This window comes from Micromonospora taraxaci, from assembly GCF_007830095.1.
GTDB lineage: Bacteria > Actinomycetota > Actinomycetes > Mycobacteriales > Micromonosporaceae > Micromonospora > Micromonospora taraxaci.
The window spans coordinates 882227-904643 of sequence record NZ_VIWZ01000001.1 but is presented as its reverse complement, the minus strand read 5'-3'; the positions used below and the strand labels follow the sequence as shown (position 1 = coordinate 904643).

Here is a 22417-nt window from a genome sequence, read left to right as displayed (position 1 = left end):
ATGACGACGCCCACGCCGACCACCGGCGGCTCCGCATCGGGTCTGCGCCGGGTCGGGCTCTACGCCACCCTTGTCGCGCTGGCCCTGATCTTCCTGGTTCCGCTGGTGTGGATGGTCATCACCTCACTGAAGACCTACAGCGCCGCCCAGCAGATCCCGCCGAGCTGGCTACCGGACCCGCTCGCCGGCTACGGCTACGAGCAGATCCTCAACAACTCGGCGAACCCGGTGCTGCGCTGGTTCCTCAACAGCATGGTGGCCGCCACGCTGCACGCGCTGCTGGTGCTGGTGACCGCCTCGATGGCCGCGTACGCCCTGGCCCGGCTGAAGTTCCGGGGGCGCGGGGTGAGTTTCGCGCTGATCGTCGGGACGTTGTTCATCCCGCCGACCTCGCTGATCATCCCGAACTTCCTGATCGTGGACCAGCTCAACTGGATCGACACCCTGGCCGTGGTGGTGGTGCCCGGCGCGGCCAGCGCGTTCGGGGTGTTCTTCCTGCGGCAGTTCTTCCTCTCCCTGCCGAACGAGCTGGAGGAGGCTGCCACGCTCGACGGGGCGAACCAGTGGCAGATCTTCGTCAAGGTGGTGCTGCCGCTGTCCAGGCCGGCGTTGGCCACCCTGGCGGTGCTGTCGTTCCTCACCAACTGGAACGACTTCCTGTGGCCGATCTTCGTGTTGTTCAGCCCGGAGAAGCTCACCCTGCCTCCGGGCCTGGGTCTGCTCCAGGGCTCGTACGTCACCGACTATCCGGTGATCATGGCGGGTGCGGTGTTGGCCAGCCTGCCGGTGCTGATCCTCTTCGTGCTCGCGCAGCGGCACATCATCCAGGGCGTCTCCCGCAGCGGTCTGAAGGGATGACGCGCTCGACCGCCCGGCGACGCGGCGCGGCGGCGATCACCCTCGCCGCCGCGCTGCTCGTCACGGGCTGTTCCGACGGCGACGAGACCACCTACACGAGCAACGGGAGTGGCCCGAGGATGTTCACCAACCCGGTCGTCAGCACCGACGCCCCGGACCCGCAGGCGATCCAGGTGGGCGACACCTGGTACCTGTTCCACACCAACTCGCAGGGCCACAACGTCCCGGTGCGCACCTCGTCGGACCTGGTCGACTGGACCGAGGCGGAGGACGCCCTGCCGACGCTGCCGGACTGGGCGGACCCCGGAAAGACCTGGGCGCCGGAGGCGATCGAGCTGGCCCCGGACCGGTTCCTGCTCTACTACACGGTCGCGGGGCGGGAGTCCGGTCGGCAGTGTGTCGGGCGGGCGGTGGCCAGCGCGCCGCAGGGGCCGTACTCCGACGACGCGACCGGCCCGCTGATCTGCCAGGCCGAGTTGGGCGGGGCGATCGACGCCAGCCCGTACCGGGACGCCGACGGCAGCCTGTGGCTGCTGTGGAAGAACGACGGCAACGCGATCGGGGTGGACACCTGGCTCTGGTCGCAGCGCCTCGCCGACGACGGCCTGACGCTCGTCGGCGAGCCGACGAAGTTGCTCAAGCAGACCGAGCCGTGGGAGGGCACCCTGATCGAGGGGCCGTTCTTCCACCGCCAGGACGGTCGGCTGCTGCTTTTCTTCGCGGCGAACGCGTACGACCGGGCGGAGTACGCCGAGGGGTACGCGGTCTGCGAGAGCCCGACCGGCCCGTGTGTGAAGGCCACCGAGAACCCGATCCTGAAGAGCACCGACGTCGCCTCCGGCCCCGGCCACGCGTCGATGGTGGTCAAGGACGGCCGGACCTGGCTGCTGTACCACGCCTGGCCTCCCGGTCAGGAGGGCAGCACCGATCCGGGTCGGCAGGTCTGGCTGGACGAGGTGACCTGGGTCGACGGCAAGCCGGTCGTCAAGGGTCCGACCGGCACGCCGCAGCCCCGTCCCTGAGCTGATCGATCGTGCGGAGGGGCGCTCGGCCCCTCCGCACGTCGGTCAGTTGGTCGGCTCGCGGGGCGACGGGGCGACGGCCGGCTCGTGGCGGGCCAGCCGGTTGCGGCGATAGCCGTAGCCGAAGTAGATGAGCGCGCCGAGCAGCATCCAGGCGAGGAACCGCAGCCAGGTCTCCACCGACAGGTTCAGCATCAGGTAGAGGCAGGCCAGCGCGGAGACGATCGGCAGCACCGGGGAGAACGGCACCCGGAACGGCCGCTCCAGGTCAGGGCGCTTGCGGCGCAGGATCGGCACCGCTACCGACACCAGCACGAACGCGCAGAGCGCGCCGATGCTGACCAGATCGGCCAGGGCGGACAGCGGCAGGAACCCGGCCAGCAGCGCGACCCCCACCGTCATGATCGCCGAGATCCGGTACGGGGTGCCCCAGCGCGGGTGCACCTTCGCGATCGAGGGCGGGATCAGGCCGTCCCGGGCGATGGCGAAGCCGATCCGGCCCATGGCCACCAGGTCGACCAGGATGACGCTGGTCAGGCCGGCGACAGCGGCGATGGAGACCAGCACGGCGGCCCAGCCCGCGCCGACCGACTCGAAGGCCGACGCGATCGGGGCACCACGGTCGATCTCGGTGTACGGCACCATGCCCACCACGACCAGCGAGACGCCGATGTACAGCACTGTGGAGATCAACAGCGTGCCGAGCAGACCCAGGGTGAGGTCCCGCTTGGGCTTGCGCGTCTCCTCACCCAGGTTGGCCACGGCCTCGAAGCCGGTGTACGCGAAGAAGACCACAGCGGCGGCGCTGAGCACTCCGACGAAGCCGAAGACCGACGGTTCCAGCCCGAAGAGCGCCTGGGTGACCGGCTGCTTGATGCCGTCGTCGCCGCTGCCCGCAGGCTCGGCCGGCGGAATGAACGGGGTGAGGTTGGCGGCCCTGACGAAGAACAGGCCGGCCACCACCACGAAGACGCAGATGGCCACCTTGACCAGCACCAGCAGGTTGGTGATCCGGGCGGACTCGCGGATGCCGACGATCGCGACGACGCCGAGGATCAGCACGATGGCGATGGCGCCGAGGTTGACGGTGCTGCCCTCCTCGCCGAACCAGCGGGTCGGCAGGTCGAGCAGTTCGGCGAGATAGCCGGACCAGCCTCGGGCGACCACCGCGGCACCGAGCGCGAACTCCAGCAGCAGGTCCCAGCCGATGATCCAGGCGACGATCTCGCCCATCGTGGCGTACGCGTAGGTGTAGGCGCTGCCCGCGGTCGGCACGCTGGAGGCCAGCTCGGCGTAGCAGAGCGCGGCGAGCAGGGCCACCACGCCGGCGATGGCGAAGGAGATCACCACGCCCGGCCCGGCGCTGTCCCGGGCCTCGATCCCGGTGAGCGTGAAGATCCCGGTGCCGATCACGATGCCGATGCCGAAGCCGGTGAGGTCGACCGCCCCGAGCCGCCTCTTCAGCCCGAGCCCACCTTCGGAGCCGTCCGCCTCACTCTGGGCTATCACGTCCTTGATCGGTTTTGTTCGTAGCACGGACACGCGGTCACCCCTCCCACCGTGCGACCACCTGGTGGCGGCCGGTGACCGGCGTTGCTACCCAGCGGCGGGAATGGTCAACCACGAACCCTTGCGGTTCTCATCCGATTGTGAAAATTTCCTACCAGCGGTAGATAGCCATCGGCGAATCTTGCCGAACCGCCGCGTTGATCACACGGGAGCCCCAACGAAGGGACACACCGCATGAAGGCAACTCGACTCGGAGCCGCCGGGCTCGTCACCGCCCTGCTCGGCACCCTCGTCGCCGCCACCCCCGCGAACGCGACACCCCGCACCACCAGCACCGACACCACCACCTGCACCACCGACGCGGCCACGCCGAAGCGGCAGTTCCGCGCCATGTGGATCTCGTCGGTGGTCAACATCGACTGGCCCAGCAAGGCGTCCCAGACCAGCCCCGACCGGGTCGCCGCCCAGCAGGCCGAATATCGCGGACTGCTCGACCTCGCCGAGCGACTGCACCACAACGCCGTCGTGGTGCAGGTCCGGCCCACCGCCGACGCCCTCTGGCCCTCTCCGTACGAGCCCTGGTCGGAGTACCTGACCGGCACCCGTGGGCAGGACCCGGGCTGGGACCCGCTGGCCTTCCTGGTCGACGAGTCGCACAAGCGCAACCTGGAATTCCACGCCTGGTTCAACCCGTACCGCGTCTCCATGCCGGCCCCCGGCGGCGCCGGCGCGGACCTCAACCTGCTCGCCCCCGGACACCCGGCCCGGCAGCACCCGGACTGGACCTTCGCCTACCCGCCGGCCGGCGTCGCCGGCAGCCGGCTCTACTACAACCCCGGAATTCCCGAGGTACGCGAGTTCGTGCAGACCGCGATGATGGACGCGGTCCGCCGCTACGACGTCGACGGCGTGCACTTCGACGACTACTTCTACCCGTACCCCAGCGGCACCCACCAGGTGCCCGACGACGCCACCTTCGCCGCACACAACCGGGGCTTCACCGACCGGGCGGACTGGCGACGGGACAACATCAACCTGCTGATCCAGGAGATGAACGGCAAGATCAAGGCGGCGAAGCCGTGGGTGAAGTTCGGGGTCAGCCCGTTCGGCATCTGGCGCAACAAGACCGCCGACCCGCTCGGCTCGGACACCACCGGCAGCCAGTCGTACGACATCATCTCCGCCGACACCCGAAAGTGGATCAAGCAGGAGTGGATCGACTACGTGGTGCCGCAGCTCTACTGGTACATCGGTCAGTACCCGGCCGCCGACTACGCCCGGCTGGTGCCGTGGTGGGCCGAGACGGTGCGCGGCACTCGAGTGCAGCTCTACATCGGCCAGGCCGACTACAAGAGCGGCGATCCGGCGTACGGGCCGTACTGGCAGAACCCGCGTGAGCTGTCCGACCATCTGACGCTCAACAGGTCGTACCCGGAGGTGCAGGGCAACGTGCACTTCTCGGCCGTCCAGGTGCGGGCCAACCGGCTCGGCGCGACCGACATCTACGCCGCCGAGCACTACTCCCGCCCGGCGCTCGTACCGGCGATGCCACACCTGCCGGCCAAGCCGTTGCTCTTCCCGGTGGTCACCAAGGCCGCACGGCAGGCCGACGGAGTCCGGCTGACCTGGCGTCAACCGGCTGACGGGGCCGGGCCCCTCGGCACCGCCACCTCGTACGCGATCTACCGGTTCGACGGCACCACACTGCCCGGTCGGTGCGACACGGCGGACGCCGCACACCTGGTCGACACCGTGCGAGCCACGCCGGGTGGCACCCAGTCCTGGGTGGACACCACCGCCGCGCCCGGCCAGCGCTACACCTACCAGGTGACCGCGCTGGACCGGTCGGCCAACGAGAGCCCTGCCAGCCCGCCGGCGTTCAGCCTGCGCTGACGCGCCTCTCCGAATGCCCCGGACGCCCAAACGTCCGGGGCATTCGTCTGTTTCAACGCATGTCACCAATAGTTGGCGACACGCATACCGCCTAGTTGATCAGTTGATCGACACTGATCGACATCCGGTGACCCGCCGGTAACTTCCGTCCCACCCGCCCACCCCGCGGAGGTAACCCGTGCCCCGACGTCTCGCCACCCTGTTCGCCTCGGGCGCTCTCGCGCTGCTCGCCACCCTCGTCGCCGCCTCCCCCGCCGCCGCCGTCACCCCCGCCCAGAAGCTGTCGGTGCTGTCCAGCTGGACGCAGACCAGCGCGTCCAGCTACAACTCCTGGAACAGCGCCCGGGTCAACCGGGCCCCCTGGGCCGAGTACGACTTCAACTGGTCCACCGACTACTGCTCGTCCAGCCCGGACAACCCGCTCGGGTTCACCTTCAACCTGGGCTGCTACCGGCACGACTTCGGCTACCGCAACTACAAGGCGGTCGGCCAGTTCCCGGCCAACAAGTCCCGCCTGGACAGCGCCTTCTACGAGGACCTCAAGCGCGTCTGCACCACGTACAACACTGTCGTCCGTCCGGCCTGCTACAGCCTGGCCTGGACCTACTACCAGGCGGTCAGCATCTTCGGCTCGGTAGCGGCCGTCCAGCAGGCCGACATCGACCGCGCCGCCCGCATGAAGGCCCAAGCCGAAGCCGCCGCCCGCGCCTAACCCCACTGCCCCCTCCCACCCCAACCCCACCCCGCCCTCCCGCGGTGATCAAGAGGTTTGCGTCAGAATTCGGGCTCCCGATGACGCAAACCTCTTGATCACCAGGAACTGGTGGGGTCAGGCGCGTTCGGTTCGGGATGCGGGGTGGCGGTCGGGGTCGGGGTCGGCGGGGAGGCGAGGGGTCGGCTGGGACAGGCTCGTGCTGAAGCGGGTCGAATCCGCGGCCAGGTCCGGGTGTTCCACGTCGAGTGCCAGCGCTGCCGCCTCGTCCAGCCCCAACTCGGCACCCTCGCCGTACGCGTCGTCGAAGGCCGTATCGCCCAGCACCGTACGCAGCTCCGCCTGCTGGTCCGCCCAGTAGCCGCCGTAGATGCCCGGGGTCGCCCGCATACTCGCCCGGGTGGCCTGCGCCGCCCCGAAGAGACGGGCAGCGGTCACCCGCTCCCCGCCGATCGCACAGCGCACCGCGATCGCGTTCAACGTGTCGCACGCGCGGCCGTGGTAGCCGTGGCCCATCCGGGAACGCAACGCCACCAGCAGATGCTCATGTGCGGCGACGACATCGCCGCGGGCCAGGGCGACCATCCCGAGCAGCATGTCCACCGATCGCCGTCCCCGCTCCACCGGCCGGGCGGCCTCCACCGGGCGGACCGCGGCCAGCAGCTCCGCCGCCTCCTCCAGCGCGCCCCGCCGCCACAGCAGCTCGGCCAGGCTGAACACCGCGAACAACGCCTCGCCGACCACGTCCTGCCCGTGCGCCCAGTCGATGACCTCCCGGCACACCCGCTCGGCCTCGACGAACTGCCCCATGTCCACCAGCGGCGCGGCCCTACCGGCGAGCACCCGCGCCAGCAACCCCGCGTCACCGGCCTGCCGGGCGGCCGCCTCGGCCCGCTGCGAGTAGCGCAGCTCCTCAGCGAACTCGCCGTCGGCGCCGGCGTGCAACGAGTGCATGTGGTAGGCCGCTGCCAGCTCCGACTCCGGGATCCGCTCCCCCGTCTCGGCGATCCGCCCGTACAACCGGAACAGCCACAGCCGCCCCTCCCGGGCCAGGCCCCGCTCAAGCCACCACTGGTCCAGGCCACCGGCCAGCCCGAGACCGGCGCGTGCGCTGCCACCGGTGGCGCACCACCGCAGCGCGGCACGCAGCTCCCCGGCCAGCGGGTCCAGTGCGTACAACGACAGCGTGACCGGTCGGCCGTCCTGGCCCAGGTGTGCCCGGTCCAACGCATGCGCCGACCACGCCACGTGCCGGTTCCGGGCGGCCTGCTCCTCGCCCGCCTCGACCAACCGTCGCGCCGCGTACGCCCGGATGGGGTCGAGCATGCGGTAGGTGCTCCCGGACGCACGCGGCTCGGCCAGGACCATCGACTTGTCCACCAGCACCGAGAGCGGGTCCAGCGGGTCGTCACCGAGCAACCACTCCACAGTCGCCAGGTCCACCGGCCCGGCGAAAACCGCCAGCCACCGCAGCAGACGGGCGGCCCGGGGCCCCAGCGTCCGGTACGACCAGGTGACGGTGGCCTGCATGGTCAGGTGCCGCTCGGTGGCGGAACGCTGCACGGCTCTGCTCGCCGGAGTGGGCGGTGACGCCCCGGCCGCAGCGGCGACCAGGTCCACCGTGTCCTGCTGGTTGCCGGACCAACCCCGCTCGACCGGCGGCGGCTCCGGATCGTCCCGCCCGGCGTCCAATGTGCCGAGCACATCGTCGAGCCGCTCGGCGAGCTGACCGACGGAGAGCACCCGCAGCCGGGCGGCCGCCAACTCGATGGCGAGCGGCAACCCGTCCAGCCGCTGCACCACCCGGCGCAGGTCGGCCGACTCGGTCGGGTCCGGCTGCCGGCCGCCGCGTGCCGCCGCCGTCCGGTCCAGCAGCAGCGCCACCGCGTCGCTCTCCGCGCCCTCCGTCTGCGGGTCGACAGCGAGCGGCGGGATCCGCCACACCACCTCACCCGGCAGGCTGAACGACTCACGACTGGTGGCCAGCACCCGCACGCCGCCCCCGCCGGACAGCAACCGCGCAATCACCTCCGCGCAGGCGGCCGGTTGGGTGTCACAGGTGTCCAGCACGACCAACATGCGGCGGTTGGCCGCGTACTCGACCAGGGTGTCCAGCATCGGACGACCCGGCTCGGGTCGCAGGCCGAGCACCGCGGCGATCGCGAACGCCACCAGCCCCGGGTCGGTCACCGCGGCGATGTCGACGAACCAGACCCCGTCCGGGTACGACTCGACCACGCCGCTGGCGAGCTCCACCGCGAGGCGGGTCTTGCCCGCGCCGCCCGCGCCCAGCACCGTGACCAGGCGGTGTTGCCGCACCAGCAGGCCCAACTCGACGCGCTCGGTCTGCCGGCCGACGAACGAGGTCACCTGGGTCGGCAGGTTGTGCGCCACAGTGTCGGCGGTACGGGGGCGGGGGAACTGCCGTTCCAGACCCGGCGCGACCAGTTGGAACAGTCGTTCCCGATCGTCGAAGCCGCGCAACCGGTGCAGGCCCAGGTCGAGCAGGGTCGCACCGGGCGGCAAGGGCTCGGCCCGACGTGCCGTGGACGCCGAGCAGAGCACCTGCCCGCCGTGCGCGGCGGCGGCCACCCGGGCGGCTCGGTGCACCTCGGGGCTGGCGTATTCACCGTCGCGCGGCTCGGCGTAGCCGGTGTGCAGGCCCATTCGTACCCGTGGGGCCGCTTCCCGGGTGGGCCAGTCGTGGCTGGACAACGCCCGCTGGGCGGTCAGGCACGCGGTCAGCGCCGCAGCGGCGTCCTCGAAGGCCAGGAAGAACGAGTCGCCCTCGGTCAGCAGCTCCGCGCCACCCGTGCTGGCCAGTGTCCGGCGCAGCAGCCGCCGGTGCTCGGCGAGCACCGGACGGTAGTCCGGGCCGAGCAGCTGGGCCAACCGGGTCGAGCCCTCGATATCGGTGAACACGAAGGTCACCCAACCGCTCGGGAGCTGGATCCGTGGCGACATGCGTGGAACCTCCGCCCGTGACGTCGGATTCATGCTGCCTGAGTCCGAGCGGTCACACATCGTGAGAACGGCCGGGCAGGTGCCGCCTCAAAGTGCCACTCGGCCCTGCTCCCGGCAAGGCCAGCCCACCATGCGGCAGAAAATCGGCCCGATCAGCAGCCGCAGGCGCCGCCGCAGCACCCCCCGCCGGTGGGTGCCGGGGCACCACCGGTGGCACCACCCCGGCCGGTGACCGCGATCGCGGACAGCAGCTTGACCGTGTCGGTGTGTCCGTGCGGGCAGTTCGCCGGGTCACCGGCCGCCGCCATCGAACGGTTGACCTCGAAGGTGTCGCCGCAGGCGCGGCAGCGGAACTCGTACCGGGGCATGCACCCAGGGTACGTGGATCTGACGTTCGGCGGGGTATGGGTGATACTCGACGTGTGGTGGACGGCGAGGACGACACGCGTGTGCAACGGTTACGACCGGCCGCTCCTCTGGACGGGCCACTGGAGGGTTCGGGGGCGGCGCCTGATCCGGTGTCTGCGGTACCTCGCCCCCGCCGACCCTGGCTGAGCGGACGTTCCGGGGGTGCGACGAGCACACCAGCGGTCACGCCGACCGACGCCGCTGATTCCAAGCCGGACGTGGACGGCACGCCGGCCCCGGGCACGCCCGGCTCGACCACCGACGGCGGGAACGCGCCGGCCGACACCCCGAAGACCGAGGCCGCAGCGGTCGCGGAACCGAAGATCGAAGACCCGAAGGCCGCAGGTCCGACGACCACGGAGGCCAAGCCCACAGAGGCCAAGGCCGCAGAGGCAGAGGGCACCGACGCGCAACCCACGACGGTGGCCGTCGTCAAGGATCCGGCGAAGACCACCGTGGACGAACTGCCGGTGGTGCCGGCGTCCGGACCGGCCCGGCGACGCCGGGTGCCCTTCGCGCACGCGGTACGGCTGGAGCCGCGCCGGGCGGCAACCACCGCCGCCTACGCGACCCGCGCCTGGGCTCGCCGCCCGAGCGGTCGACTCACCCTGCCGGGTGTGTTCCTGCTGGCGCTGGTGGCCGCTACCGCCGCGGCGGGTGCGCTGCTCGTGCCGGCCACGATTCGCGCACCCCGCCCGGTCGCGGCCGACGCCACCGCGACGGCGACGCAGGGCGCGCCGCCCGCTGTGCCGCCCGGCCTCCCCGTCGAACCGCTTCCCACCGGCCCACTCCCGACCGGCCCGTTCCCGACCGGTTCGGTCCCCGGCGGCGGGCTACCCAGCGGCGGACTGCCGACCGGGCAGCCGACCGTCGGGCCGGTGATCGGAGGCCGACCGTCCGACGCCCTGGCCGGCTGGGCTCAGCAGGTGGGCGCCAAGGTGGGCGTCCCGGCTGTCGCCATGCAGGCGTACGGCTACGCCGAGCTGGTCCTCGCCCAGACCAACCGCAGCTGCGCGCTGAGCTGGACCACGTTGGCCGCGATCGGCCAGGTCGAATCGGGGCACGGCTCGGCGAACGGTGCCCGGTTGGGCCAGGACGGCAAAGCCCTGCCGAAGATCATCGGCCTTCCGTTGGACGGAAAGGGTGGCCGGATGCGGATCATCGACACCGACCGTGGGGACCTCGACGGCGACCGGGTTCTCGACCGCGCGATCGGGCCGATGCAGTTCATCCCGAGCACCTGGAAAGAGATCGGCGCGGACGCCGACAACGACGGAATCAAGGACCCGCACGACCTGGACGACGCCGCCCTGGCGGCGGGCAACTACCTCTGCAAGGGCGGGCGCAACCTGAGCATCGCCGGCGACTGGTGGAACGCGATCCTGTCCTACAACGATGTGCAGCGGTACGCCCAGGACGTCTACGACACCGCGAACCGGTACGGACGGGCCAGTCGCTGATGAAGTGATCGTCTCGATACGTTGGAGAACTGGACACTTCCCCCGGGCAGCTGTTAGCGGCAAGCTAGACGGGTGATGGTGCGCGAGTGGGACCCCAGGACCGCGTCGTCTGCCGAGATCGCGTCGCTGCTGGCCACGCTGAACGCGGTTCTGGCGGCCGATCTGCCGCAGGACCCGCCGTGGCGGGAGACCTCGCTGCGGGAATACCTCACCGAGGTGATGCCGGGTGAGCGGCGGATCTCCTGGATCGCCCAGGCTGAGCCGACCGGCCCGGACGACCCGGGCGCGGTACTCGGCCAGGTGCACGTGCTGCTCCTCGGTGACATCGGCGTGCTCGAGGTGCTGGTGCACCCGTCCGCGCGGCGCAGCGGTCTGGGCCGTGACCTGGTGTTGCTTGCCGCCCGCCGGGTCTACCAGGAGGGCTTCCAGTCGATCGGGGTGGAGGTCGTCGGCGACACGCCCGCGGTGGCCTTCTACGAGTCGCTCGGCTTCACCAGGGAGTACGTGGAGACCCGCAGCGTGCTCGACCTGACAGCTGTCGACTGGGCCGAGCTGGCCGAGATGGCGACCGGCATCGGCGCGGGTTACCACCTGGAGTTCTTCCCGGGCGGGCCGCCGGACGACCTGCTTGAGGCGTACGCGCGGGCGAAGGCCGAGGTGCGCGACGTCGACGAGGTTGAGCTGCGCCCCAGCTCCTACGACCCGGAGCGGCTGCGCGACAGCCTCGACACCCTGCACCGGCGGGGCATGAAGCCGTACATCGTGCTCGCCCGGCACGAGCAGAGCGGCGAGGTGGCCGGCCTGACCGAGGTGGTCGTCCCGGCGCAGCACCCGACCCGCGCCGACCAGTACGACACGATCGTCGCGCAGGACCACCGGGGTTACGGCATCGACCGGGCGATCAAGGCTCGGATGCTGTTGGAGTTGCGCTCCGCCGAGCCGGAGCTGATCGAGGTGCAGACGTGGAACGCACAGGCCAACGAGGCGATGCTGAAGGTCAACGCCGAGTTGGGTTACCGGTCCGACCGGGACTGGTGCGAATACAGCGTCGACGTCGCTGAGCTGGTGCACCGCCTCGACCCGCCGCACTGAGGGAATTCACGAAACTGTCCATTAGGGGATGGACGGTGGACAGTCGCGCACCTTAACGTGCGTTGACCCCCATCCACCCATCGTGGAGGCCCTATGCGCCCGCGCCGCTCACTCGCCGCGCTCGCGACCGCCACCGCCGCCGTGACAGTCACGGCGCTCGGCGTCGCACCCACCGCGGCCAGCGCCGCGCCCACCGACCTGTTCATCTCGGAGTACGTCGAGGGTTCGTCGAACAACAAGGCGATCGAGCTGTTCAACGGCACGGGTGCCGCCGTCGACCTGACGGCCGGCGGCTACCAGTTGCAGCTCTACTTCAACGGCTCCACCACGGCCACCACTGTCGCGTTGACCGGCACCGTGGCAGCCGGCGACGCGTTCGTGTTCGCCAGCGCCTCGGCCGGGGCCGCCATCCTCGCCCAGGCCGACCAGACCACCGGGGCGAGCCTGTTCAACGGTGACGACGCGATCGTGCTGCGCCGGGGGACCACTGTGCTCGACTCGATCGGGCAGGTGGGCGTCGACCCGGGCACCGAGTGGGGCGCCGGCACGACCAGCACCGCGGACAACACCCTGCGTCGGCTGCCGACCGTAGCCGCCGGTGACACGGACCCGTCGGACGCGTTCGACCCGGCCACGCAGTGGGCCGGCTTCCCGGTCGACACCTTCGACGGCCTCGGCACGCACACGGTCGACGGCGGGGGCCCGGTCGACGCGCCGGCCACGCTGACCTGCGGCAGCGCACTGGTCACCGCGGCCGGCACGGCCGCGACCCGCGAGGTCACCGCCACCGACCCCGACGACACGATCGTCGAGCTGGCGGTGACCACGGTCAGCCCGACCCCGTCCAGCGGTTCGATCACCCGTACCGCGTTCACCCCCGCAGAGGGTGTGGGCGGCACCGCCCGCGCCACCGTCAGCGCGAGCGCCGACCTCGCCGCCGGGGCGTACACCGTGACCCTGACCGCTACCGACGCGGGCGGTGGCACCGCGACCTGCGCGCTGGCTGTGCAGGTGACCCGGGAGCTGACCGTCGGCGAGGTGCAGGGTCCGACGACCGACGCCGAGGCGGGTCCGACCGACAGGTCGCCGCTCGCGCCGGCGAGCGGCAACGGCACGAGCAGCACGCTGTACGACGTACGCGGTGTGATCACCCAGTTGACCCTGGCGCGCACCTCGGCCGGGGCGGAACAGCACGGCTTCTTCCTGCAGAGCCGTACCGGCGACACCGACGGCGACCCGACCAGTTCCGACGGCATCTTCGTGTTCATGGGCGCGTTCACCTCGCTGGTCGGCGGCTACGTGCCGACCGTCGGGGACGAGGTCGTGCTGCGGGCCCGGGTGTCGGAGTACTACAACTTCACCCAGCTCTCCGGTGCCTCCCTGGTCCGCCGGATCGCCGGTGGCCTGGCCGTGGACACCTCGGTCGCGGTCACCGACGCGGTGCCACCGGTCGAGCTGACCGACGCGCAGCGTTTCTGGGAGCGGCACGAGGGCGCCCGGATGCGGGTACGGGCGGGCAGTGGCGCGGTCAGCGGACGGGACGTGTTCTCGTCCACTGCCGACGCCGAGCTGTGGGTGGTCGACCGGGACGACCCGCTGCTGGACCGCGCCGGCCCGTACACCAGGCGGGTCTTCCGTGATTCGCACCCGCTGGACAACGACCCGACCCGCCGCTTCGACGACGGCAACGGCCAGCGGACGTTGCTCGGCAGCATGGGTGTGAAGGCCACCGCCCGGGACAGCACCGCGCTGCTCCCGCCGGCGCACACCTTCGACACGCTGCGGGCGGACGCGGTGGGCGGCGTCTACTACTCGTTCGAGAAGTACGGCGTCCAGGTCGAGAGTGCCGAGTTCGACGCCGGTGCCGACCCGTCCAGGAACAACCCGCCGAAGCCTGCTGACCGGTCGCAGGAGGTGGCGGTCGCCACCTACAACGTGGAGAACCTGTACGACTACCGCGACGACCCGTTCGACGGCTGTGACTTCGCGGGCAACGCCGGCTGCACCGGGGTCAGCCCACCGTTCGACTACGTGCCAAGCAGCGAGGCGGACTACCGGCAGCAGTTGGCCGCGCTCGCCGATCAGATCGTCAAGGACCTGCACGCCCCGGACCTGATCCTGGTGCAGGAAGCCGAGGACCAGGACATCTGCACGGTCTCCGGCACTGCGCTGAGCTGCGGCGACACCAACGACGCGGACGGTGCGCCGGACAGCATCCAGGAGCTGGCGCTCACCGTCGCGGCCGCTGGCGGGCCGGCGTACGCCGCCGCCTATGACCGGACCGGCGCGGACGCCCGCGGCATCACCGCCGCCTTCCTCTACCGCACGGACCGGTTGTCGCTGGCCGCTGCGACGGCGAACGACCCGCTGCTGGGCTCGACACCAACCGTGCAGTACCGCTCGGCGGGGTTGCCGACCAACGCCGACGTGCAGAACCCGAAGGCCCTCAACGCGGTGCTGCCGTCGGACGTGGACACCTCGACCGGCAAGGACGGGAACAACGTCTTCACCCGTGCTCCCCAGTTGGGCAAGTTCACGGTGGCCGCCGCGCCCGGCTCGTCGGAGCGGTTCACCCTGTACGCGCTCAGCAACCACTACTCCTCCGGCCCGGACAGTCGGGTCGGGCAGCGGCGGGAGCAGGCTCGCTACGGGGCGGCGATCGTCACCGCGATCGAGGCGGCCGACCAGACGGCCCGCGTGGTGTACGGCGGGGACCTCAACGTCTTCCCCCGACCGGACGATCCCATCGCCACCGGCGACCAGCCCACCCCGTCGGACCAGCTTGCCCCGCTCTACGAGGCCGGCCTGCACAACCTGTGGGACAACCTGGTGGCGGAGGTGCCGTCGTCGGCCTACTCGTACAGCTTCGAGGGGCAGGCGCAGACGCTCGACCACCTGTTCGTCAACGACGCGCTCCACGACGACCTGGTGCAGGTGCGGGCGGCACACGTCAACGCCGACTGGCCGGCGGAGTTCACCGGCGACGGGTCGCGGGGTTCCAGCGACCACGACCCGCAGGTGGCCCGGTTCCGCTCCCGGGCGTCGTTGACCGTCGCCGACACGGCGGTGGTCGAGGGCAACCAGGGCACCCGGCAGCTCACCTTCACCGCCACGGTGTCCCGGCCGCTGTCCCAGCCGGTGCTGCTCTGCGCCGCCACCGTCGGCGTCACCGCGCAGGTCGGCTCGGACTTCGACGCGTACGCCGGCTGCAAGGTGTTGGCGGCCGGGCAGACGTCGGTGGTGTTCCCGGTGACAGTGCGCGGTGACCGCAAGCGGGAGTCGGACGAGAAGCTGACGTTGCTGGTGGCCGGCGTACCCGGTCTCCGGCTGGCTGATCCGCTCGCGGTCGGCACGATCACCAACGACGACTGACGTCGCGCGTTCCGGCGAGGCCCGTCGACCCGTACCGGGTCGGCGGGCCTCTCTCGTGCCTGGTTCACACCAGCCCACGTGGGGGCCAGGGCGGCCGGGGCAGGTGCCGGTTCTGGGCCACACGCACCTCCCACTGGCTGCGCCGACGCATAGCGTCCCGGACCTCCCGATTGCGGTAGAACGTCTCCGGCGGACGGGCGAGCCCGTAGATGTCCGCCCACCACTCGCCCGGCTCAGGGTCGAGGATGGTGTCCAGGTGCGACGGGTAGCGACGCTCGGCGCCGTTGAGAGTGTCCTGCCAGTCACGCATCGGTTTCAGCACCCGGCCGAACTCGTCCACCACGGCCAGCCGGCAGCCCACCACTCCGATGATGCGCCGGAGCAGGACGATGCTCGGCACCATGCGACCGGCCTCGATCCTGCCGATGGTGGCGTGGTGCACACCGGCCCACCGGGCCAGCTCGCGTTGGCTCAGGTCGGCGCGGCGCCGAACCGCTCGGACGATGCCGGCGGCCGGCCAGGGTGCGTCGGACGGTTCGGTGATCAGGACCGGCTCGGCTGAGGAATCACTCACGCCGTCACCGTCCCGCCTGGTGCGGCTGGCCGCAATCCCGAACGCCTCAGCTGTGGACAACGAGCTGGCCTGTGGATAACTCCCACGGCTGGCAGATGACTGTCCGTGTTTTGAGCGCTGGAATGTGTCGCCGTCACGTTGAGTAAAGGATTTCACGCTGGTCGGCCGAGTCGGCAGCATCCGACCGCGCCCGACCCTCGCTCGACCAGGGAGAATCCGTTCCCGGCGGCCGGGCACCCGACACCCTGGCCGACCCCTTTGCTCTGCAGTTCGATATGCGCCAGTGACCGAGGGTAGGCGTCGCCGTCGTGGGTGCAAAGCAAAGGGCGAAAGGAGGGTGGTGGGGGCTGGGCGGATGGTTACGCTGCGCAAGTGGGCATGACCTACGCTCCGCAAGCCGGTGTGGCCAGTGGGTCGTCAGTTGGCCGCCGATCGGGCTACGAGTCGGCGGTCCCAGGGACGACGCGGTCAGGACGCGGCAGGACGTGCGCGAGCCGGCGCGGCCCCGCACGTTGCGAGACGGCGCAACCAGCAGGGGCAGGCAGGCCCAGGGGGGCAGGCAGGCCTTGGGTCAGTAGCGCTCGCGCAGCAACTGGGCGGCTTCGACGGCCCAGTAGGTGAGGATGACCTGCGCACCGGCCCGCTTGATCGAGGTGAGCGTTTCCAGCATCACCCGCTCCCGGTCGATCCAGCCGTTCGCGGCGGCGGCTTCGACCATCGCGTACTCACCGGAGACCTGGTAGGCGGCGACCGGGACGTCCACGGCGGCCCGTACCGCCGACACCACGTCGAGGTACGGCAGCGCCGGCTTGACCATCACCAGGTCGGCACCCTCGGCCACGTCGAGCGCAACCTCGCGCAGCGACTCCCGCAGGTTGGCCGGGTCCTGCTGGTAGGTGCGTCGGTCGCCCTCCAGCGCCGACTCCACCGCCTCCCGGAACGGGCCGTAGAAGGCGGAAGCGTACTTGGCGGCGTACGCCAGCACCGCCACATCCTGGTGCCCGGCGGCGTCGAGGGCCCGGCGCACCACGCCGACCTGGCCGTCCATCATCCCGGACGGCCCGACCATGCCGACCCCGGCGGCGGCCTGGGCCACCGCCATCTCGGCGTACGCGGCGAGGGTGGCGTCGTTGTCGACCTCGCCGTCGGGGGTGAGCAGCCCGCAGTGCCCGTGGGAGGTGAACTCGTCCAGGCACAGGTCGCTCATCACCACGGTGGCGTCACCCACCTCGGCCACCACATCGCGGATCGCGACGTTGAGGATGCCGTTCGGGTCGATGCCGCCGGAACCGGTCGGGTCCCGCTGCTCCGGCACGCCGAAGAGCATGATCCCGCCGACCCCGGCCTGGACGGCCTCGACCGCCGCCTTGCGCAGCGAGTCCCGGGAGTGCTGGAGCACTCCCGGGAGCGACCCGATTGCCCGGGGCTCGCTCAGCCCTTCCTTGACGAACATCGGCACGACCAGCTCGGCCGGGTCGACCCGGGTCTCGGAGACCAACCGGCGGATCGCCGGGGTGCGGCGCAGCCGGCGGGGCCGGATCTCGGGGTACGACATGGAAGGGCCTCCTCGAACGACTACCGGAAGCGCAGGGCGGTCGGGCCCTGCACCTTCGAGCCGCGGCGCTGCTTGGCCGGCATGGCGGCCAGCTTCTCGCGCAGCTCGACGGCGTAGGCGGCGAGCGCCTCCACCAGGTCGGGCACCGAGGCGTGCGGCGGCTGGACGTCGACCCGAAGGCCGAACTCCGTCGCGGTCTCCGCCGTCTTGGGCCCGATGACGGCAACAACGGTGCGGGCGTGCGGCTTCCCGGCGATGCCGACCAGGTTGCGCACGGTGGAGGACGAGGTGAAGAGCACCGCGTCGAAGCCGCCCGACTTGATCGCGTCGCGGATCTCGGCGGGCGGCGGCGCGGCCCGCACCGTCCGGTACGCGGTCACGTCGTCGACCTCCCAGCCGCGCTCGGTGAGCCCGGCGGCGAGCGTCTCGGTGGCGATGTCGGCGCGCGGCAGCAGCACGCGGCCCACCGGGTCGAGGATCTCGTCGTGCGGGGAGAACTCGGCCAGCAGCCCTTCGGAGGACTGCTCCCCGGCGGGGATCAGCTCCGGCTGGATGCCGAACGCGCGGACCGCGTCCGCCGTGGCCTCACCGATGCAGGCGATCTTGACGCCGCCGAAGTGCCGGGCGTCCAGGCCGTGCTCGGCGAACTTCTCCCAGACCGCGCGGACCGCGTTGACCGACGTGAAGATCACCCAGGCGTACCGGCCGTCGACCAGGCCCTTGACGGCCCGCTCCATCTGCGCCGGAGTACGCGGCGGCTCGACAGCAATGGTCGGCACCTCGCACGGGATCGCCCCGTACGCGCGCAGTCGGGCGCTCATCGCGCCGGCCTGCTCCTTGGTGCGGGGTACGAGCACCTTCCAGCCGTACAGCGGGCGGTTCTCCCACCAGCTCAGCTTGTCGCGCTGGCCCACCCCGACACCGACGGTGAGCACCACCCGGCCGGTGAAGCCGAGCGCGGCGGCCACGAAGCTGTCCACTGTCGACGTGGTCGTGTACTGGGTCTCGCCGGTGCCGTCGCCGGTCACGCCGACGCCGGTGGTGCCGTCGACCCCGGCGGCGAGCAGCCCGTCCCGGACGGCGGCGAGGTCACCGGCGTCCACGGCGAGCGCGAGGGAACCCCGGCCGACGGCAGTGGCCAGCGCCTCGAAGTCCAGTGCGCTGACGTCCTCGACGTCGGCGGCCGTACGCACACCCGGCAGCGGAACACCGGCGTAGGTGGCCACACCCTCGGCCTGGCCGACGCCGGGCACCACCTCGAAGTGGGCGGCGGTGCGGGCCACCGCCTGCACCTCCTTGACCACCGAGTCGTGGCCGAACGGGTCACCAGCGACCAGGTGCACCGCGTTCAACCCGGAACGGGCCGCGGAGATCAGCACCTTCGCCACGTCCCCCGGCGCGCCTTCGGCGGGGGTGAACTCGGCGTCGTCCCTGGCTTCGGCGCGTACGACGGCGAGCAACGACTCCGGGACACCCCGGTCGTAGATCACCTGGTCGGCGTCGACCAGGGCGTCGTGCGCCCGGCGGGTCAGCAGGCCCGGGTCACCGGGGCCAGCCCCGACGAACGCGATACGGCCGACGGGCTTACGGGTGCGGGTCATTCTGTGCTCCCAAATTGCTGGGTCCCCGGGCCGGTGTGTCCTTCGTGGCCGAGGATCGAGTCGGCGCCGAGGTCGAGGAGTTCGGCGGCGAGTGCCTTACCGATCTCCGCCGCGTCGGCGGGCGTTCCGGTGCGGGACAGCCGGAGGTCACGAGTGCCGTCCGGGCTGATCACCGCCCCGCGCAGGTAGATCTCATCGCCGGTCTCGCCTTCGGCGAGTTCGGCAAAGGCGGCGACGGGTGCGCTGCACCCGGCCTCCAGGGTTGCCAGAAACGCGCGTTCCGCGGTGACCGCGGCACGCGACGGTGCGTGGTCGAGCACCGCGAGCAGCTCGACCAGGTCCTGGTCGTCGGCCCGGCACTCCACAGCGAGCGCCCCCTGGGCGGGGGCGGGCAGCATGAGCATCGGGTCCAGCGATTCGGTGATCACGTCGAGCCGCCCGAGTCGGGCCAGCCCGGCTCGGGCCAGCACGACAGCGTCGAGATCGGCGTCGGGGCCGAGCACCCGCGCCAGACGGGTGTCCACGTTGCCGCGGATCGGGGTGACCTCCAGTTGCAGGCCGAGGGCGTGCAACTGGGCGATCCGGCGCAGCGCGCCGGTGCCGATGGTGGCCCCGGGCGGCAACTCGGCGAGCGTCCGACCGCCGCGGGCGACCAGCGCGTCACGCGGGTCCTGCCGGGCCGGCACCGCCGCGATGTGCAGCCCGCCGTCGGCAGCCGTGGGCAGATCCTTGTAGGAGTGCACGGCGAAGTCGATCGTCCTGGCGGCCAGGGCGTCGCGCAGCGCGGAGACGAACACCCCGACGCCGAGCCGGTGCACCGGCGCGTTGGAGCGGTCGCCCGCCGTGACGACCTCGACCAGCTCGACGGGGCGGCCGGTGGCGGCGGTCAACGCTTCGGCGATCTGGCCGGACTGGGCCATCGCCAGGGCGCTGCCCCGGGTGCCGAGGCGCAGGGGGGCGGTCATCGCGCACCTCCGGTGGGCGGGGTCGGCTCGGCGGTGTCGACCCGGGGCATCGGGTCGGTGCCGGGCAACGGCAGGCCGAGGTCGGGCGTGAGCACGTCCGGAACGGTGTCCACCGGCGAGGTCTGCGGGACCTCGAGGTCGAACAGTTCGCGCAGCAGGGCCGCGTACTGGTCGCCGCCGGGCTCGGCGGCCAACTGCCGGACCTTGACGGTGGGTTGGTGCAGCAGTCGCTGCACGACCCGGTGCACCGTGCGGGCCACCTCGGCTCGCAGGTCGTCGCCGAGGTCGGGGCGGCGCTGGGCGAGCCGGCGCAGCTCGGCGGTGACGACGTCGTCGGCGCGACCGCGCAGCGCGGCCACTGTGGGTGCCACGTCGGCTCCGCGCAGCCAGGTGAGGAAACCCTCCACCTCGCTCAGCACGATCCGTTCGACGGCTGCGGCGTCGGCGGCGGCCGGACCGTCGGCGAGCAGCGCCGCCATCCGGTCGATGTCGATCACCTCGACGCCGGGCAGCTCGGCAACGCCCTCTTCGACGTCGCGCGGGACGGCCAGGTCAAGCAGGACGAGCGGACCTCGGGCCGGGTCCCGTTCGGCCAGGGCGGCGCTGACCAACGTACGGGTGAGGACCGGTTCGGTGGACGCGGTGGCGGCCACTACGATGTCCACTGTGGAGAGGGTGTCGGCCAGCTCGGTCATCGGCGCGGCACTCGCCCCGTACGACTCGGCGAGCCGGACGGCCCGGTCGGCGCCCCGGTTGCTGACGGTGAGCGGGCCGGCTCCCAGTCGGGACAGCGTGGCCACTCCGAGCGAGCCCATCGCGCCGGCGCCGACCACCAGGGCCGGGCGGCCCACCAGGTCGCCGTCGAGGTGCCCGGCGGCCAACTCCAGCGCGGCGGTGACGACGCTCTGGCCGGCCCGGTCGATGCCGGTCTCGGCGTGGGCCCGCTTGCCGACCCGCAGGGCCTGCTGCATCAGCTCGTGCAGCAGGCGGCCGGCCGAGTCGGCGCCGGTGGCCCAGTGGTACGCGTCACGCAACTGCCCGAGGATCTGCGCCTCGCCGACGACCATCGAGTCCAGGCCGGTGGCGACCCGGAAGACGTGGTCCACGGCGGCGGTGTCGTAGTGCACGTACAGGTGGCTGGCGAGCGCCGCGGGTGGGCTGCCGGCCTGTTCGGCCAGGACGGCGCAGACGTCGCCGAGCCCGCCGTGGAAACCGGACACGGCGGCGTACACCTCCACCCGGTTGCAGGTGGAGACGATCACCGCCTCGGAGACGTACGGCTGGGCGATCAGGCGGTCCAGGGTTCGGGTCAGGTCGGCGGGGGGCACGGCCAGCTGCTCCAGCGTGGCGACCGGGGCGGTCCGGTAGGACGCGCCGACGACGAGCAGTTTCACGTGCCGATCGCCTCCTGGGTGTCGGTGGCCGCGAACCCGCCGGGCAGGGCGGTGAGAGCGGACCCGCCGGTGGCGGGCAGCGCGGTCAGCGATGCCTTGCGGTGCTCGTGGAAGGACAGAATCTGCAGCTCGATGGCGAGGTCGACCTTGCGCACGTCGACCCCCTCCGGAACCGAGAGTACGCACGGCGCGAAGTTGAGGATGCTCGTCACGCCGACGGCGACCAGTTGGTCGGCGACCTGCTGGGCGGCGGCGGCCGGGGTGGCGATCACGCCGATCGCGAGGGATTCCTCGGCGGCGACTGTGGGTAGGTCGTCGACATGCCGGACGACCAGGCCGTTGATCACCTCGCCGACGCGGGAGGGATCGGCGTCGAGCAGTGCGGCGATCCGGAAGCCTCGGCTGGCGAAGCCGTCGTAGCCGGCCAGGGCGTGACCGAGATTACCCACGCCGACCAGGGCGACAGCCCGTCGTTGGGTGAGCCCGAGCACATACTCGATCTGCTCGATCAGGAGCGCGACGTCGTAGCCGACTCCCCTGGTGCCGTACGAGCCAAGGTGTGAGAGGTCCTTGCGGAGCTTCGCGGAGTTGACTCCGGCAGCGGCGGAGAGGCCCTCGCTGGAGACCGTCTCGTGCCCGCTGTCGGCGAGGTTGTGCAGCGCGCGCAGGTATTCCGGGAGCCGAGCGACGGTCGCCTCGGGCAGGTCCGGGAGCGCTGGTACGGCACCGGCGCGGCCGGGCGCGCCTGGGTGACGGTGCTGACTCATGAGACTCCGTGCGGTGCGATCCTCGGCCAACTCCGCTGGTCGGCCGCTTATGGACTCCCGCTGGCGACCGAGGTTGCCGGCTGTGCTAGCAGGGCGCGTCGGAGTCACAGCGTAGGCGCTTGTGAAGACGTGCACAAATCGCGATCTTGCCGCTGCGTCACGCAACCTCACCAGCACCTCCATTCCGCAAGATCGATCCGGCGGGTCTGCCCGCGCGCCGCCCGGGCGATTATTGCTCAATCCCGACTTCTCTGACCAATCCCGCGCCGAG

General features: G+C 71.5%; 16 protein-coding genes. 7 read left to right on the top strand and 9 right to left on the bottom strand.

The features are described 5' to 3' along the window. Together FHU34_RS04280 and FHU34_RS04275 are read left to right on the top strand one after the other, a co-directional pair. Positions 1 to 858: a carbohydrate ABC transporter permease gene (locus tag FHU34_RS04280; RefSeq protein ID WP_208744922.1), complete on the top strand. Its 858-nt coding sequence runs from the start codon at positions 1 to 3 to the stop codon at positions 856 to 858. Continuing rightward, positions 855 to 1880, top strand: coding sequence for a glycoside hydrolase family 43 protein (locus tag FHU34_RS04275; protein ID WP_145778799.1), 1026 nt, complete (start codon positions 855 to 857; stop codon positions 1878 to 1880). Before FHU34_RS04280 ends, FHU34_RS04275 begins: the two co-directional genes overlap by 4 nt. Positions 1881 to 1925: 45 nt before the next feature. Here the strand turns inward: FHU34_RS04275 and FHU34_RS04270 are convergent, their stop codons facing one another. Next, on the bottom strand, positions 1926 to 3422 hold the full coding sequence (locus FHU34_RS04270) for an amino acid permease (protein WP_145778798.1): 1497 nt from the start codon (positions 3420 to 3422) through the stop codon (positions 1926 to 1928). Between the two features lie 201 nt (positions 3423 to 3623). Here FHU34_RS04270 and FHU34_RS04265 point away from each other — a divergent pair, with 201 nt between their 5' ends. Together FHU34_RS04265 and FHU34_RS04260 are read left to right on the top strand one after the other, a co-directional pair. After that, entirely contained in the window at positions 3624 to 5282 is a 1659-nt protein-coding gene (locus FHU34_RS04265; RefSeq protein ID WP_145778797.1) for a glycoside hydrolase family 10-like protein, read from the top strand. Between the two features lie 178 nt (positions 5283 to 5460). Further along, a complete protein-coding gene (locus tag FHU34_RS04260; protein ID WP_145778796.1) occupies positions 5461 to 5994 on the top strand; it encodes a phospholipase in 534 nt (177 codons plus the stop codon). A 117-nt stretch (positions 5995 to 6111) separates the two neighbouring features. Here FHU34_RS04260 and FHU34_RS04255 read toward each other — a convergent pair whose 3' ends face one another. Then, positions 6112 to 8958 carry an ATP-binding protein gene (locus FHU34_RS04255; protein ID WP_145778795.1) on the bottom strand — a complete coding sequence of 949 codons (2847 nt, stop codon included), beginning with the start codon at positions 8956 to 8958 and terminating at the stop codon, positions 6112 to 6114. A gap of 152 nt (positions 8959 to 9110) precedes the next feature. After that, positions 9111 to 9326 (bottom strand): FmdB family zinc ribbon protein, encoded by a 216-nt coding sequence (locus FHU34_RS04250; RefSeq protein WP_145778794.1) that lies wholly within the window; start codon positions 9324 to 9326, stop codon positions 9111 to 9113. 54 nt (positions 9327 to 9380) lie between these two features. Between FHU34_RS04250 and FHU34_RS04245 the strand changes: the two genes are divergently transcribed. From FHU34_RS04245 to FHU34_RS04235, 3 genes are all read left to right on the top strand, one after another. Then, positions 9381 to 10826, top strand: a complete 1446-nt coding sequence (locus FHU34_RS04245; RefSeq protein ID WP_145778793.1) for a lytic transglycosylase domain-containing protein — start codon at positions 9381 to 9383, stop codon at positions 10824 to 10826. 75 nt (positions 10827 to 10901) lie between these two features. Next, positions 10902 to 11918 carry a GNAT family N-acetyltransferase gene (locus FHU34_RS04240; protein WP_145785432.1) on the top strand — a complete coding sequence of 339 codons (1017 nt, stop codon included), beginning with the start codon at positions 10902 to 10904 and terminating at the stop codon, positions 11916 to 11918. Positions 11919 to 12011: 93 nt separating this feature from the next. After that, positions 12012 to 15290, top strand: a complete 3279-nt coding sequence (locus FHU34_RS04235; protein WP_145778792.1) for a lamin tail domain-containing protein — start codon at positions 12012 to 12014, stop codon at positions 15288 to 15290. A gap of 64 nt (positions 15291 to 15354) precedes the next feature. Here the strand turns inward: FHU34_RS04235 and FHU34_RS04230 are convergent, their stop codons facing one another. The 6 genes from FHU34_RS04230 to FHU34_RS04205 all read right to left on the bottom strand — a co-directional run bounded on the left by FHU34_RS04230 (position 15355) and on the right by FHU34_RS04205 (position 22146). After that, positions 15355 to 15864 carry a helix-turn-helix transcriptional regulator gene (locus FHU34_RS04230; RefSeq protein WP_244311547.1) on the bottom strand — a complete coding sequence of 170 codons (510 nt, stop codon included), beginning with the start codon at positions 15862 to 15864 and terminating at the stop codon, positions 15355 to 15357. Positions 15865 to 16435: 571 nt separating this feature from the next. Continuing rightward, a complete protein-coding gene (gene hemB, locus FHU34_RS04225; protein WP_145778790.1) occupies positions 16436 to 17419 on the bottom strand; it encodes a porphobilinogen synthase in 984 nt (327 codons plus the stop codon). A gap of 20 nt (positions 17420 to 17439) precedes the next feature. Further along, entirely contained in the window at positions 17440 to 19020 is a 1581-nt protein-coding gene (locus FHU34_RS04220) for a bifunctional uroporphyrinogen-III C-methyltransferase/uroporphyrinogen-III synthase (RefSeq protein WP_124819086.1), read from the bottom strand. Continuing rightward, the gene (gene hemC, locus FHU34_RS04215) at positions 19017 to 19985 is read right to left on the bottom strand and encodes a hydroxymethylbilane synthase (protein WP_145778789.1); all 969 of its coding nucleotides are present in this window, start codon (positions 19983 to 19985) and stop codon (positions 19017 to 19019) included. Before hemC ends, FHU34_RS04220 begins: the two co-directional genes overlap by 4 nt. Next, complete coding sequence (locus FHU34_RS04210) at positions 19982 to 21379, bottom strand: glutamyl-tRNA reductase (protein ID WP_145778788.1); 1398 nt, start codon at positions 21377 to 21379, stop codon at positions 19982 to 19984. The genes hemC and FHU34_RS04210 overlap by 4 nt, the downstream gene beginning before the upstream one ends. Then, complete coding sequence (locus FHU34_RS04205; protein WP_145778787.1) at positions 21376 to 22146, bottom strand: redox-sensing transcriptional repressor Rex; 771 nt, start codon at positions 22144 to 22146, stop codon at positions 21376 to 21378. The genes FHU34_RS04210 and FHU34_RS04205 overlap by 4 nt, the downstream gene beginning before the upstream one ends. Between the last annotated feature and the right edge of the window lie 271 nt (positions 22147 to 22417).